This window comes from Micromonospora sp. B9E7 (assembly GCF_039871815.1).
GTDB lineage: Bacteria > Actinomycetota > Actinomycetes > Mycobacteriales > Micromonosporaceae > Micromonospora.
On sequence record NZ_JBDPLX010000019.1, the window covers coordinates 86,876 to 100,781 of the forward strand.

11 protein-coding genes are annotated in these 13,906 nt (G+C 69.6%); 9 read left to right on the forward strand and 2 right to left on the reverse strand.

Features of this window, described 5'->3' with window-relative positions:
• Positions 1-40: 40 nt before the first annotated feature.
• The 8 genes from nuoH (at position 41) to ABGB10_RS25705 (ending at position 9,383) form a co-directional block, all read left to right on the forward strand.
• Positions 41-1,393 (forward strand): NADH-quinone oxidoreductase subunit NuoH, encoded by a 1,353-nt coding sequence (gene nuoH / locus ABGB10_RS25670; protein ID WP_347663515.1) that lies wholly within the window; start codon positions 41-43, stop codon positions 1,391-1,393.
• Position 1,394: 1 nt separating this feature from the next.
• Positions 1,395-2,036, forward strand: a complete 642-nt coding sequence (gene nuoI, locus ABGB10_RS25675) for an NADH-quinone oxidoreductase subunit NuoI (RefSeq protein ID WP_347663516.1) — start codon at positions 1,395-1,397, stop codon at positions 2,034-2,036.
• Positions 2,033-2,803: an NADH-quinone oxidoreductase subunit J gene (locus ABGB10_RS25680; RefSeq protein WP_347663517.1), complete on the forward strand. Its 771-nt coding sequence runs from the start codon at positions 2,033-2,035 to the stop codon at positions 2,801-2,803. Before nuoI ends, ABGB10_RS25680 begins: the two co-directional genes overlap by 4 nt.
• Positions 2,803-3,120, forward strand: coding sequence for an NADH-quinone oxidoreductase subunit NuoK (nuoK, locus tag ABGB10_RS25685; RefSeq protein WP_347663518.1), 318 nt, complete (start codon positions 2,803-2,805; stop codon positions 3,118-3,120). Before ABGB10_RS25680 ends, nuoK begins: the two co-directional genes overlap by 1 nt.
• An 11-nt stretch (positions 3,121-3,131) precedes the next feature.
• Positions 3,132-5,060 (forward strand): NADH-quinone oxidoreductase subunit L, encoded by a 1,929-nt coding sequence (nuoL, locus tag ABGB10_RS25690; RefSeq protein WP_347663519.1) that lies wholly within the window; start codon positions 3,132-3,134, stop codon positions 5,058-5,060.
• Positions 5,061-5,124: 64 nt separating this feature from the next.
• Entirely contained in the window at positions 5,125-6,657 is a 1,533-nt protein-coding gene (locus ABGB10_RS25695) for an NADH-quinone oxidoreductase subunit M (protein ID WP_347663521.1), read from the forward strand.
• Positions 6,654-8,207, forward strand: coding sequence for an NADH-quinone oxidoreductase subunit NuoN (gene nuoN, locus ABGB10_RS25700; protein WP_347663522.1), 1,554 nt, complete (start codon positions 6,654-6,656; stop codon positions 8,205-8,207). The genes ABGB10_RS25695 and nuoN overlap by 4 nt, the downstream gene beginning before the upstream one ends.
• A 90-nt stretch (positions 8,208-8,297) precedes the next feature.
• On the forward strand, positions 8,298-9,383 hold the full coding sequence (locus ABGB10_RS25705) for a polyprenyl synthetase family protein (protein WP_347663523.1): 1,086 nt from the start codon (positions 8,298-8,300) through the stop codon (positions 9,381-9,383).
• Here ABGB10_RS25705 and ABGB10_RS25710 read toward each other — a convergent pair.
• Positions 9,359-10,588, reverse strand: a complete 1,230-nt coding sequence (locus ABGB10_RS25710) for an MFS transporter (protein ID WP_347663524.1) — start codon at positions 10,586-10,588, stop codon at positions 9,359-9,361. The two genes, ABGB10_RS25705 and ABGB10_RS25710, sit on opposite strands and share 25 nt — an antisense overlap.
• A gap of 154 nt (positions 10,589-10,742) precedes the next feature.
• Between ABGB10_RS25710 and ABGB10_RS25715 the strand changes: the two genes are divergently transcribed.
• The gene (locus tag ABGB10_RS25715) at positions 10,743-11,525 is read left to right on the forward strand and encodes an IclR family transcriptional regulator C-terminal domain-containing protein (protein WP_347663525.1); all 783 of its coding nucleotides are present in this window, start codon (positions 10,743-10,745) and stop codon (positions 11,523-11,525) included.
• A gap of 109 nt (positions 11,526-11,634) precedes the next feature.
• Here ABGB10_RS25715 and ABGB10_RS25720 read toward each other — a convergent pair whose 3' ends face one another.
• Positions 11,635-13,761: a PhoX family phosphatase gene (locus ABGB10_RS25720; protein ID WP_347663526.1), complete on the reverse strand. Its 2,127-nt coding sequence runs from the start codon at positions 13,759-13,761 to the stop codon at positions 11,635-11,637.
• Positions 13,762-13,906: the final 145 nt, after the last annotated feature.

Sequence of the window (13,906 nt, forward strand, 5' to 3'; positions counted from 1 at the left end):
AGCGAGTGAGCCCCGCAGTCGCGAACGAAAGGCGGGCACAGTGAGTGCGATCCACCTGGCCCAGGACCCGACGCTGGCCGACTTCGGCCGGGATCCGTGGTGGTTGGTCCTCGGCAAGATCGTCTTTGCGTTCGCGTTCGGTCTGCTGGCCACCCTGCTCGGTGTCTGGTTCGAGCGGCGCGTCGTGGGCTACATGCAGGTGCGGCCGGGCCCCAACCAGGTCGGCCCGTTCGGCCTGCTGCAGACGCTCGCCGACGGTCTGAAGATGGCCTTCAAGGAGGACATCCTCCCGAAGGCGGCCGACAAGGTCGTCTACTTCTTCGCCCCGACGATCTCGGTGATCTGCGCGGTCACCGCCCTGTCGGTGATCCCGTTCGGGCCGATGGTGAGCATCTTCGGCCACCACACGCCGTTGCAGGTCACCGACGTGCCGGTGGCGGTGCTGCTGCTGCTCGCCTGCTCGTCGATGGGCGTCTACGGCATCGTGCTGGGTGGTTGGGCCTCCGGCTCGACGTACCCGCTGCTCGGCGGTCTGCGGTCGAGCGCCCAGATGATCTCCTACGAGGTCGCCATGGGGCTCTCCATCGTGGCGGTCTTCATGACCGCGGGCACGATGAGCACGAGCGGGATCGTCGCCGCCCAGGGCGACGCCACGCGACTGACCATCGGCGGCTACGAGATCCCGGCACCGGGCTGGTACGCGATCCTGCTGCTGCCCAGCTTCATCATCTTCTTCATCGCCACCGTCGGTGAGACCAACCGGGCGCCGTTCGACCTCCCCGAGGCCGAGTCCGAGCTGGTCGCCGGCTTCATGACCGAATACAGCTCGCTGAAGTTCGCCCTCTTCATGCTCAGCGAGTACGTGGCGATGGTGACCATGTCCGCGGTCACCACCACGCTGTTCCTCGGTGGTTGGCGGGCGCCCTGGCCGATCACCATCTGGGAGGGCGCCAACTCCGGTTGGTGGCCGATGCTCTGGTTCTTCGGCAAGGTGATCGCGCTCGTCTTCGTCTTCGTGTGGCTGCGTGGCACGCTGCCCCGGCTGCGCTACGACCAGTTCATGCGCCTCGGCTGGAAGGTGCTGCTGCCGATCAACCTGGTCTGGATCCTGGTCCTGTCGGGCCTGCGCTCCATCGAGGGTTGGAGCTGGGAGGGCAAGGCGATCGCCGTCGGTATTCCGGCCGGCATCCTGCTCATCGCCACGCTCTTCTGGCCGAGCCGGAAGCCGCAGCCGAAGCCGACGACGCAGGAACAGGTCGACAACCGGCCGTACGGGAGTTTCCCGCTGCCGCCGATGGATCTACAGGTACCACCGAGCCCGCGTATCACGCGCGTGGTCGCCGAGCGGGAGCCGGCCAACATCGTCGCCGGCTCGGACTCCAGGGAGGTGTGACGTGGGCGCGATCACCGGAACGTTCAAGGGATTCGGTGTCACCTTCTCGCACATGTTCAGGAAGGTCGTCACCACCGACTACCCGTTCAAGCCGCCGGTGTCGGCGCCGCGCTACCACGGGCGGCACATCCTCAACCGCCACCCGGACGGCCTGGAGAAGTGCATCGGCTGCGAGCTGTGCGCCTGGGCCTGCCCGGCGGACGCCATCTACGTCGAGGGCGGCGACAACACCGACGAGCAGCGTTTCTCGCCGGGTGAGCGGTACGCCAGCACCTACCAGATCAACTACGCCCGCTGCATCTTCTGCGGACTGTGCATCGAGGCCTGCCCGACCCGGTCGCTCACCATGAGCAACGAGTACGAGCTGGCCCGGGACAACCGGCAGGACCTGATCTTCACCAAGGAGCAGTTGCTCGCGCCGCTGCTCGAGGGCATGGAGCAGCCGCCGCACCCGATGCGGCTGGGTGACAGCGAGAAGGACTACTACGTCGGCGCACTGGACAACCCGGGCACCTCCGCCGGTGCCGAGACGTCCCCGATGGGCCCCGGCCGCTACCAGGTCGAGGAGCACCCCGGCGTGACGTTCCCGGGCGCCGAGCAGGCCGCCCAGCGCGCGGCTGCCGGCAAGGGAGAGAAAGCATGACCACGTCTACGGTGCTCGCCGCGGCGAACTCGGTCTCCGGCGGCGAGGCGGTCACCTTCTGGATCCTCGCCCCGCTCGCGCTGCTCGGCGGGATCGGGATGGTGGCCGCGCGCAACGCCGTGCACTCGGCGCTGTGGCTGGTACTGACCATGCTCTGCCTGGGCGTGTTCTACGTGCTCCAGGCCGGTCCGTTCATCGGCATGGTGCAGATCATCGTCTACACCGGCGCGATCATGATGCTGTTCCTCTTCGTGCTGATGCTGGTCGGTCGGGACTCCACGGACTCGCTGATCGAGACGCTGCGCGGCCAGCGGGTCGCCGCGATCGTGCTCGGCCTGGGCTTCGCCGGCCTGGTCGGCACCGGCGTCTACCAGGCGTTGGACCGGACCACCGCGGTCGGCCTGGAGCAGGTCAACGCCGAGGGCAACGTGCAGGGCATCGCCCGGCTGCTGTTCACCAAGTACGTCTTCGCGTTCGAGCTGACCTCGGCACTGCTGATCACCGCGGCGGTCGGCGCCATGGTGCTGGCCCACGTCGAGCGGCGTAAGCAGGACAAGGTCGACCAGGTGTCGACCATGCGTGCGCGCTTCGCCCCGGGCAACTACCCCGGTCCGAAGCCCGGCCCCGGTGTCTTCGCGACCTCCTCCTCGGTGGCCACGCCAGCCCGGCTGCCGGACGGTCGCCTGACCGACCGGAGCACCCCGGCGATCCTTCCGCAGCGCGAGCTGACCGCCGAGGAGACCTCGCTGAAGGGGACGGACAAGTAATGGGATCGTTCTTCTCGGTCGAGCCGAACTACTACCTCGTCCTCGCCGCGGTGCTGTTCACCATCGGCGCAGCCGGGGTGCTGATCCGGCGCAACGCGATCGTGCTGTTCATGTGCGTGGAGCTGATGCTCAACGCGGCCAACCTGACGCTGGTCACCTTCAGCCGGATCAACGGTGACCTCAACGGCCAGATCATGGCGTTCTTCGTGATGGTGGTGGCGGCGGCCGAGGTCGTGGTCGGGCTCGCGATCATCATGTCCATCTTCCGGACGCGACGCTCGGCGAGCGTCGACGACGCCAACCTGCTGAAGTACTGAGGGGTCCACCGGTGGAAGAGACTGTGGAATACGCCCAGGCCACGGGGCTGCTCGGGGGCGTCTGGCTGCTGGTGGCGATCCCGCTGCTCAGCGCGGCCATCCTGCTGCTGCTCGGCCGGCGGGCCGACCGCTGGGGGCACTGGTTGGGTGTGGCCGCCATCGGTGCCGCGTTCGTGCTCGGCCTGTCCTTCTTCTTCCAGTTGCGTGGCCTGGAGAACAAGTCGGTCGAGCTGAGCCTCTGGGACTTCATCGCGGTCGGTGACCTGCGCGTCGACTTCGGCCTGCTGTTCGACCCGCTGGCTGCGGTCTTCGTGCTGCTGATCACCGGGGTGGGTTTCCTGATCCACCTGTACGCGGTGGAGTACATGGCGCACGACGCGGGTCGTCGCCGGTTCTTCGCGTACTTCAACCTGTTCGTCGCTGCGATGCTGTTGCTGGTACTCGGCAACAACTACGTGATGCTGTACTTCGGCTGGGAGGGCGTCGGTCTGGCGTCGTACCTGCTGATCTCCTTCTGGACCGAGCGGCCGAGCGCGGCCACCGCCGGCAAGAAGGCGTTCCTGATGAACCGGGTCGGCGACGCCGGCCTGGCCATCGGCATCTTCATCATGTTCGCCACCCTGGGCACCACCCAGTACGACGAGGTGTTCAACGGTGTCGGCTCGCTGACCGGCGCGACCGTGCTGGTCCTCGGTCTGCTGCTGCTGCTCGGCGCGGCTGGCAAGTCCGGCCAGTTCCCGCTCCAGGCGTGGTTGCCGGACGCGATGGAGGGTCCGACCCCGGTGTCGGCGCTCATCCACGCGGCCACCATGGTCACCGCGGGCGTCTACCTGATCGCCCGGTCCAACCCGATCTTCTCCGCGAACTCGACGCTGCAGGTCGTGGTCGTCAGTGTCGGCGCGCTCACCCTGCTGATCGGCTGCGTCATCGGTGCGGCCAAGGACGACATCAAGCGGGTGCTCGCCTGGTCGACGGTGAGCCAGATCGGTTACATGTTCGTCGGCGTCGGCCTGGGCGGTGGCGCGTACGCGCTGGCGATCATCCACCTGCTGGCGCACGGCTTCTTCAAGGCCAACATGTTCCTGGGTGCCGGCTCGGTGATGCACGGCATGAAGGACCAGGTCGACATCCGCCGATTCGGTGGCCTCTCGAAGCACATGAAGATCACCTGGCTGACCTTCATGATGGGCTGGCTGGCCATCATCGGCCTCCCGCCGCTCTCCGGCTACTTCTCGAAGGAGCCGATCATCGCGAGCGCCTTCGAGCGGGAGGACTGGACCGCCTGGCTCTTCGGCGGCGCGGCGCTGCTCGGTGCCGGCCTGACCGCGTTCTACATGACGCGACTGTTCGTTCTCACGTTCCACGGCCCGAAGCGGTGGACCGAGGACATCGAGCACCCGCACGAGTCGCCGAAGCTGATGACCATCCCGCTGATCCTGCTGGCGGTCGGTTCGGTGCTGGCCGGCGGCCTGATGGCCTGGAACGACGGCGTCGCCTCCTGGCTGTCGCCGGTGCTCGGAGAGGAGGCCGCCGGTGAGGCCCACGGCGTGCTCTCCCACACGGTGATCACGATCCTGTCGCTGCTGGTCACCGTGCTCGGCGCCGGCCTGGCCTGGTTCCTGTTCCGGGCCGGTACGGCCACCGCGCCGCAGCCGGCCGGTGTGCTGGTCACCGCCGCCCGACGCAACCTCTACACCGACGCGTTCAACGAGGCGGTCTTCGAGAAGCCGGGCATCTTCCTCACCCGGGCGCTGGTGTACCTCGACAACCGGGGCATCGACGGGGTCGTCAACGGGCTCGCCGCCGCGGTCGGCGGTGGCTCGGCTCGGCTCCGGCGGATGCAGACCGGCTTCGTCCGCTCGTACGCCACCTCGATCCTGGCCGGTGCGCTGCTGGTGATGGCGGCGTTCCTGGCGGTGCAGGCGGGGTGGTTGGCGTGATCGACCTCTTTCCGGCCGCCCCCGCCGGCGGACCACGCAGTGACGACGGAGGTAAGGCCGCATAATGTCCAACTTCCCGTTCCTCTCGGTGCTCACCGTGGCGCCACTGGTGGGCGCCCTGGTGGTGGCCTTCCTGCCGCGCCACCGGCCGGAGCTGGCCAAGCAGGTGGCGTTCGCCTGGTCGCTGCTCGTGCTGGTGCTCTCGGTGGTGATGTGGGTCAGCTTCAAGACCGGTGGTGACCGGTTCCAGTTCCGCGAGTCGTACTCGTGGATCCCGAACTGGGGCGTCAGCTTCACCTTCGCCGCCGACGGCATCGCGCTGGTGATGCTGATGCTGATCGCGGTGCTGGTGCCGCTGGTGATCCTGGCGTCCTGGCACGACGCCGAGTCGTCGAAGCGGTCGGTGCCGGTCTACTTCGCGCTGCTGCTGGTCCTCGAGTGCACGATGATCGGCGTCTTCGCGGCCGCCGACGTGTTCCTGTTCTACGTGTTCTTCGAGGTCATGCTGGTCCCGATGTACTTCCTGATCGGCAGCTACGGCGGCCACCAGCGGCAGTACGCGGCGGTGAAGTTCTTCCTCTACTCGCTCGTCGGCGGTCTGTTCATGCTGGCCGCGGTGATCGGCCTCTGGGTGGTCGGCGGCAAGACCTTCGACTGGCAGGCGCTGTCCCAGGTCGACATCAGCACCGGCACCGAGCGGTGGCTGTTCCTCGGCTTCTTCCTCGCGTTCGCCATCAAGGCGCCGTTCTTCCCGTTCCACACCTGGCTGCCCGACGCCGGTGGCGCTGCCCCGGCGGGTGCGGCGGCGCTGCTCGTCGGCGTGCTGGACAAGGTCGGCACGTTCGGCATCCTGCGTTACTGCCTGCCGCTGTTCCCCGAGGCGTCGAAGTGGTTCGCGCCGTGGGCGCTGGCGCTGGGCGTGATCGGCATCGTCTACGCCGCGCTGCTGGCGGTCGGCCAGAACGACCTCAAGCGACTGGTGTCGTACACCTCGATCGCGCACTTCGGCTTCATCGGGGTGGGCATCTTCGCCTTCACCACCCAGGCCGGCACCGGCGCGGTGCTCTACATGCTCAACCACGGGCTGGCCACCGGCCTGCTCTTCCTGGTGGTCGGCATGCTGATCTCCCGGCGTGGCTCGGCGCTCATCAGCGACTTCGGCGGCGCCGGCAAGCTGGTCCCGGTGCTCGCCGGGGTGCTCTTCTTCGCCGGTCTCGCCTCGCTCGCACTGCCCGGCACGGCACCGTTCATCTCCGAGTTCCTGGTGCTGATCGGCACCTTCACGGTGAACAAGCCGGTCGCGATCATCGCCACGCTCGGCATCATCCTGGCCGCCGCGTACGTGCTGTGGATGGTGCAGCGCACCACCCAGGGCACGCTCAACCCGGCGCTGACCGAGGTCGACGGGATGCGCAAGGACCTCAACCTGCGCGAGAAGGTCGTGGTCGCCCCACTGATCGCACTGATCGTGCTGCTCGGCTTCTTCCCCAAGCCGGTCACTGACGTGATCAACCCGGCCGTCCAGGCGACCATGGACGACATCGGCAGAACCGACCCGGCCCCGTCGGTGGGCACCGTCCAGGAGGCGGCAAAGTGACCGAGTTGAAACTGCCGTCGATCGACTACGCGGCGATCGCTCCGATCCTGATCATGCTGGGCACCGCGTTGCTCGGCGTGCTGGTCGAGGCCCTCGTGCCTCGGCGCTCGCGGCACGTGGTGCAGTTGACGCTGGCGCTGCTCGCGGTGCTCGCGGCACTGACCATGGTGGTGCTCAGCGCCGACGAGCGGATCATCACCGCGGGCGGGGCCCTCGCCATCGACGGGCCGACACTGTTCCTCCAGGGCGCGATCCTGGTGCTGGCCGCGATGGCGCTGCTGCTGATCGGTGACCGCTCGGTCGAGCGGGGCGGGGCGTTCGTCGCCCAGGCCGCGGTGACCGCCGAGTCGGCCGACGACCGGCGGCAGGCCGAGGGGCGCAACGGCCTCACCGAGGTCTACCCGCTCACCACGTTCGCGATCGGCGGCATGCTGATCTTCGTGGCGGCGAACGACCTGCTGACCATGTTCATCGCGCTGGAGGTCTTCTCCCTGCCGCTCTACCTGCTCTGCGCGCTGGCCCGTCGCCGGCGTCTGCTGAGCCAGGAGGCGGCGATGAAGTACTTCCTGCTCGGCGCGTACGCCTCCGCGTTCTTCCTGTTCGGGGTGGCGCTGATCTACGGCTTCACGTCCGGCATCCCGGATCGGCCGGCCGGCGTCGACTTCGCCACCATCGACGCGGCGGTGGGCGAATCCCCGGCCAGCCCGGTGCTGCTCTTCGCCGGCATGGCGCTGCTCGCGATCGGCCTGCTCTTCAAGGCCGCGGCGGCACCGTTCCACGTCTGGACCCCGGACGTCTACCAGGGTGCCCCGACCCCGGTCACCGGCTTCATGGCGGCCTGCACCAAGGTCGCCGCGTTCGGTGCCCTGCTGCGCGTCTTCCACGTCGCGTTCGCCGACGCCAGCTGGGACTTCACCCCGGTCCTCGGCGCGGTGGCGGTGCTGACCATGCTGGTCGGTGCGGTGCTCGCGGTCACCCAGACCGACATCAAGAGGCTGCTCGCGTACTCCTCGATCGCCAACGCCGGCTACCTGCTGGTCGGTGTGCTGGCGCCGAGTCGTGACGGGCTCTCCGGCACGATGTTCTACCTGGTCGCGTACGGCTTCTCGGTGCTGGCCGCGTTCGCGGTGGTGACCCTGGTGCGGGACGCCGACGGGGAGGCCACCCACCTGTCCCGTTGGGCCGGGCTGGGTCGGCGGTCGCCGTTCTTCGCCGCGCTGTTCACCTTCATCCTGCTGGCGTTCGCCGGTATCCCGCTGACCAGCGGGTTCACCAGCAAGTTCGCCATCTTCGGGCCGGCGCTCGACGGCGGCCAGGCCTGGCTGGTGATCGCCGGTGTGCTGACCAGCATGGTGCTGGCGTTCCCGTACCTGCGGGTCGTGGTGATGATGTGGCTCTCCGAGCCGGGCGAGTCCACCCCGACCGTCACGGTGCCCGGTGGGCTCACCTCCGCCGCGTTGATGATCGGTGTGCTGGCCACCCTTGTGCTGGGGGTCGCCCCGGCGCCGCTGCTCGATCTGGCCAGCGGAGCTGCCGAATTCGTTCGATGACGCAAGGATCGATCACCGAGGGCCGGCGCGTGTTCACGTGCCGGCCCTCGGTGCGTATCCCCGACCCGGAGCAGGTCGAACGGGTGTGGCATGGTTGATAGCGTGGTGAATCCGGCGGGTGAGCGTTCAGGTGCCTCCGGCTCCGGCGGTCGGCGGGGTCGCGCGAGCACGAGTCAGTTCGGCGCGATCGGGCTCAACGTTGCCGATCCGCGGGTCGAGGCGTCCGTGCTGGCTGTGCTGGACACGGTCGAGGTCGAGTTGCGGGCCAGTGTGGCCAGCGCCGACCCGTTCGTCACCGAGGCCGCCCGGCACCTTCTTGAGGCTGGCGGGAAGCGTTTCCGGCCGCTTCTGGTGGCGCTCGGCGCCCAGTTCGGTGACCCGACCGGCCCGCAGGTGGTCCCGGCTGCCGTGGTGATGGAGCTCACTCATCTCGCCACGCTCTACCACGACGACGTGATGGACGAGGCTGTCGTCCGACGGGGCGCGGCGAGCGCGAACTCCCGCTGGACCAACTCGCTCGCGATCCTGGTCGGCGACTACCTCTTCGCCCGCGCGGCGGACATCGCCGCCGACCTGGGCCCCGAGGCGGTCCGGTTGCAGGCGCGCACCTTCGCCCGGCTGGTGCACGGCCAGATCGCGGAGACCGTGGGGCCGCGCGCCGAGGACGACCCGGTGACCCACTACCTGAACGTGATCGCCGACAAGACCGGCTCGCTGATCGCCACCTCGATCCGGTTCGGCGGCATGTTCGGTGGCGCCGCCCCGGAGCACGTGGAGGCCCTCGCCGGGTACGGCGAGACGATCGGTGTCGCCTTCCAGCTCACCGACGACCTGCTCGACATCGCCTCCGAGTCGGTGCAGTCGGGCAAGACGCCCGGCACGGACCTGCGCGAGGGTGTCCCGACGCTGCCGGTGCTCTACGCCCGGCAGTCGGACGACTCGGACGCGTCCTCGGTGCGTCTGCGGGAGATCCTGGCGACCGGTCCGCTGACCGACGACGCGCTGCACGCCGAGGCGTTGGGGCTGCTCCGGGAGAGCCCGGCGCTCAAGCGTGCCCGGGAGACCGTGCGCAGTTACGCCGAGGACGCCCGCGCGCGCCTGGCTCCCCTCCCGGAGGGCCCGTCGCGGCACGCGCTCGAATCGCTCTGCGACTACATCGCCGACCGCACCAGCTGATCTTCGTTCCGGCTCCCAGCAGCGGCGGCGCGGCTCAACAGGCGGCCACCGCCGAGCATGAGGACGGCCGCGAGCAGCATGGACACCGCTGCGGTGGTCCACATGGCCGGGTAGCCGAGGTGGGCGGCGAGCGGGCCCAGGCTCAGCGGGCCGAGACAACCGCCCGCGTACACCCCGGTCTGGGTGATCGAGGTGGCGGCGGCCGGTGACTGTGGATGGAGTCGGACCACCGCGAAGGTCATCAGGCCGGGCCAGGCCCAACCCAGGCCGAAGCCGAGCACCACGCCGATCACCAGCGGCACCGTACCGGTCAGCGCGAGCAGGCCCAGCCCGACCGCGCCGACGACCAGCATCGCGGCGATGAGGGCGACGTGACCGCTGGCGCGGCGATCGGCCAACCAACCGGCGCCCACCCGGGCCGCGACGCAGACCGCGCTGCCCAGCGTCAGGGTCAGGCCGGCCAGGCCCGGCGACATGCCCCGCGCCGCGGCGGAGTCCACCAGGAAGGTGCCCAGCGCGTTCGCTGCCACCGCGGCCAACGTCGCTGCCGCGCCGACCACCACAAGCGCCGCCGTCGCCCGGCCGGCGCGCGTCGCACCGGCCCGTCGCCGCGGGCCGGACACCTCCCGGGGTACGGCGGGCAGCGTCGTCATCGCGGCCACCGCTGCCGCCACGAACGCCCACCGCCAGCCGACCGTGAGCGCGATGGCGGGCACCGCCGCGCCGGCCAGCAGGGTGGAGATCGGGATGGCGGCCTGCTTGACACCGAACGACAGCCCCTGCCGTCGGGCCGGCACGTGCTGGGCCAGCGCCGTGTTGCTGGCCAACTGGCCGAGGGCGTTCGCGGCGGCGCTGAGTGCCAGCAACCCGACCAGCACCGGGTACGACCGGGCGAGAGCCGCCACGGCCAGCATCGACCCGGCGGCCAGCACGATGCCGCAGCGGGCCACCCGGGCGGGGCCGTACCGCTCGACCAGGCGGCCGGAGGGCACCGAGGCCAGCGCGCTGACGCCGAAGTAGACGGCTACGGCCAGGCCGAGGCCGGCCGGGGAGAAGTCGAGGTCGGTGCCCATCTGCACGGCGAGACCACCGAGCAGGAACACGGGGAGTACGCAGGCCACGGTGGTGGCGACGGCACCGGCGCTGGCCCTGATCGGGTGGGATCGGGCGAGGGTCGGATCGGGGGTGATGGCGGTGTTGGTCATCGTCCGGCAAACCTACGTGAATCCTGCTCAGACCACTCCGGGTGATGGTCGGGCCACGAGCTGTGGATGGTGATCTGGCATCCTCGACCCGAACAGGCATTTCGCACCGGGCCTGTTTTTCATATGGTGTAAGTCCCCGGCGGCGGAGGTGGTTGTGCGCGACCCCTTGGCAGAACCTTCGGACCTGATCCGCAGCGTGTCCCGAGCGCTGCGGGTGCTGGAGTCGGTCGGTCGCGCCCCGAAGGGCCTGACCGTCAAACAGATCGCCCGGCGGTGCGAGCTGACCGTGGCCACCACCTACCACCTGGTCCGCACACTCGCCTACGAGGGCTACGTGATCCGTCGCGAGGACGGCACGTACATCGTGGGGTTGGAGGTGGCGGACCGCTACCGGGAGTTGGTGACCGCCTTCCGGGGCCCACCAGCGGTCGGTGAGACCCTGCGGCGGGCCGCTCTGGACACCGGCTACAGCCACTACCTCGGTCGTTTCGTCGGCGGTCAGGTGGCGCTCACGGCGGTCGCCGAGGGGCACCGCTCGCCCTACCTGGAGGATCTGGTCCCCGGCTTCGACGAGGGCGCACACGCGACAGCCCTGGGCAAGGCGCTGCTCGCCACCCTGAGCGTCGACCAGCGCCACCGCTACCTGCGGGAGTACGGCATGCGCCCGTTCACCACCGCCACGCTGACCACCACCGAGACGTTCGAGGCCGACCTGGCCGCCGGTGACCGGCGTGGCATGCAGTTGGAGATGGGGCAGTTCCGGCAGGGGGTGGCCTGCGCGGCGGTGCTCGTCGCGCCGGACAAGGACATGGAACGCCGCGTCGTGCTGGCCTGCGCGTTGCCGGCCAGCGAGATGATGACCTCCGCCCGGGTGGTCCGCGCCAAGCTGCTCACCGTGGCCCGCAGCGTCGCCGACGGCATCGCGTCCGACAGCTGACCGCAGCAACGCCAGAGGCCCTCTCCCAGGCTGGGAGAGGGCCTCTGGGGGCGGTCCAGCCCCGGACCGCCTGAGCAAGGTCAGCGGCCGGCCGGCCGCGGGTGTGAGGTCAGCTGCCGACCGGGCCGCCGTCGAGGCGCCAGGTGACCACCACGCCCGGCTTGGCGTAGTCGCCGTCCGGCCAGTTCGAGGCCGGGTTCTCCACCGAGGCGCCGGTGATCTCGCCGGGGTGCTGCACCGCGACGAACACCGAGCGGTTGTCACCGGTGATGAACGGGCCGCAGGTCTCCGCGCCGAGCGGCACGGTCATGAACTGCTTGAGGTGACCACGCTCCGGGCCCTCCACGGCGGTGGCGAACAGGCCGTCGTTGCTGCCCAGCGCGTTGCCGTCGGTGGAGATCCACAGGTTGCCGGTGGCGTCGAAGGCGACGTTGTCCGGGCAGGAGATCGGGGAAACCTTGGTCTTGTCGTACCCGGCGAAGAAGGTCGACGGGTCGGTCGGGTCACCGCAGACGATCGGCAGCGACCAGGCGAAGGTCTCCGAGGTGTTGTCGTTGCGGTCCTCGACCAGCTCCAGGACCTGCCCGTGCTTGTTGGCGTTGCGCGGGTTGGCCTCGTCCGCCTTCGGGTTGCTGCCGACGCCCCGGTTGGTGTTGTTGGTCAGGGCCACGTACACCTTGCCGGTGAGCAGGCTCGGCTCGACGTCCTCGGGGCGGTCCATCTTGGTCGCGCCCACCTTGTCGCCCGCGATCCGGGTGAAGGTGAGCACGTCCGCGGCGGTCATCCCGTCGACGAACGACCGGTTGCCGCTGACCAGCTTGATCCAGCGGCCCCGGCCGTTGAACGCGCCGTCGGTGGGGAGCTTGCCCGAGCCGTCGATCTCAGCGGCGCTGGTCTGGTCCAGCTTCGCCACATAGAGCGTGCCGGACTCGAGCAGGGTCAGGTTGTGGTTGCGGGCAGCCCAGGAGTTGCCCTTCATGAACTTCTTGTCCGAGACGAACTTGTAGAGGTAGTCGAACCGCTCGTCGTCGCCCATGTACGCGACCACGTGGCCGTCCTTGGCGATGATCACGTTCGCGCCCTCGTGCTTGAACCGGCCCATCGCGGTGTGCTTGCGCGGGCGGCTCTCCGGGTCGAACGGGTCGATCTCGACGACCCAGCCGAACCGGTTCGCCTCGTTGGGGTGCTTGGCCAGGTCGAAGCGCTCGTCGGCGCGCTCCCACTTGCGGCTGCCACTGGGGTAGCGGCTGGCGGTGCTGATGCCGTAGCGGTCCAGCTTCGGCTTCAGCTCGGCCGGAACGCCGTCGGCGCCGACGAAGTACTGGTTGAAGTTCTCCTCGCCGGAGAGCACCGTGCCCCACGGGGTGACGCCACCGGCGCAGTTGTTCAGCGTGCCGACGACCGTACGACCCTTGGGGTCGGCGGCGGTCTTCAGCCAGGCCGAGCCTGCGGCCGGGCCGGTCAGGTCGAACTTGGTGCTCAGCGCGGTGACCCGCCGGTTGTACGCCCGGGGACCCTTGGCGACCGGCGTCCACTGCCCGGTGCCGGCGACCCGCTCGATCTCCACCACGGACATGCCGTGTGCGGCCATCGCGGTGCGCAGCTGCTCCACGGAGAGCCCGTCCAGGCCGGGGAAGCCGGGGAACATCAGGTCCTCGTTGGTGTACTCGTGGTTGACCACGAGCAGCGCCCGCTTGCCCTGCTTGTCCAGCGGCAGCACGCCCACGAAGTCGTTGTTGTAACCGAACTGCTTGGACTGCGCGGCGGCGGTCTGGTGGTGCAGGTTGAACTCGGGGGCACCCGGCAGCACCGGGTCACCCCACTTGATCACCACGGCGTGGTCGTAGCCGTTCGGCACGACCAGGGTGTCCAGCTTGTTCGGCGGGATCGGCTTGAAGGTCAGCGCGCCGTTGCCGACACCGGTGCTGGGACGGCCGAAGCCGAAGGCCTCCGGGACGTCCGGGGTGGTGGGGGCGGCCATGGCGGGCGCCGCGCCGGCGAGCGCACCCGCCGCCGCGCCGCCGAACCCGAGGACCAGGGCGCCGACCGCGCCGGCCCGGACCACGCCGCGCCGCGAGACCTCCGCGTTCACCACGTCTCCGAAGTACGCGTTGTCGGAGGTGTTCGGGACCGGGTGGTCGCAGGCGTTTCCGCAGCGGTACAGGCAGGTCATGGCGTCACGGGTGGCATGACGGTTGCCGGTCAACAGGGGGAGCAGCCGGGGGCGGTCGCTCATGGGGGAAGCCTCCAGGGAGTCGGTCGCAGGACAGGCGGGGTACCCGCCGGACGCTAGGAGGACGTGGTGAGCGCTCGTCGGCCGCGATGTGAACCCGGCATGAACACCTCTCCGGGCGGCAACCGTCTGACCTCGGGCTGAACCG

Excerpts from the sequence above, each read along its gene's own strand:
- ABGB10_RS25720 (WP_347663526.1), bottom strand. The coding sequence starts at position 13,761 with ATGAGCGACCGCCCCCGGCTGCTCCCCCTGTTGACCGGCAACCGTCAT.
- ABGB10_RS25710 (WP_347663524.1), bottom strand. The coding sequence starts at position 10,588 with ATGACCAACACCGCCATCACCCCCGATCCGACCCTCGCCCGATCCCAC.
- ABGB10_RS25695 (WP_347663521.1), top strand. The coding sequence starts at position 5,125 with ATGTCCAACTTCCCGTTCCTCTCGGTGCTCACCGTGGCGCCACTGGTG.
- nuoK (WP_347663518.1), top strand. The coding sequence starts at position 2,803 with ATGGGATCGTTCTTCTCGGTCGAGCCGAACTACTACCTCGTCCTCGCC.
- ABGB10_RS25680 (WP_347663517.1), top strand. The coding sequence starts at position 2,033 with ATGACCACGTCTACGGTGCTCGCCGCGGCGAACTCGGTCTCCGGCGGC.
- ABGB10_RS25705 (WP_347663523.1), top strand. The coding sequence starts at position 8,298 with ATGGTTGATAGCGTGGTGAATCCGGCGGGTGAGCGTTCAGGTGCCTCC.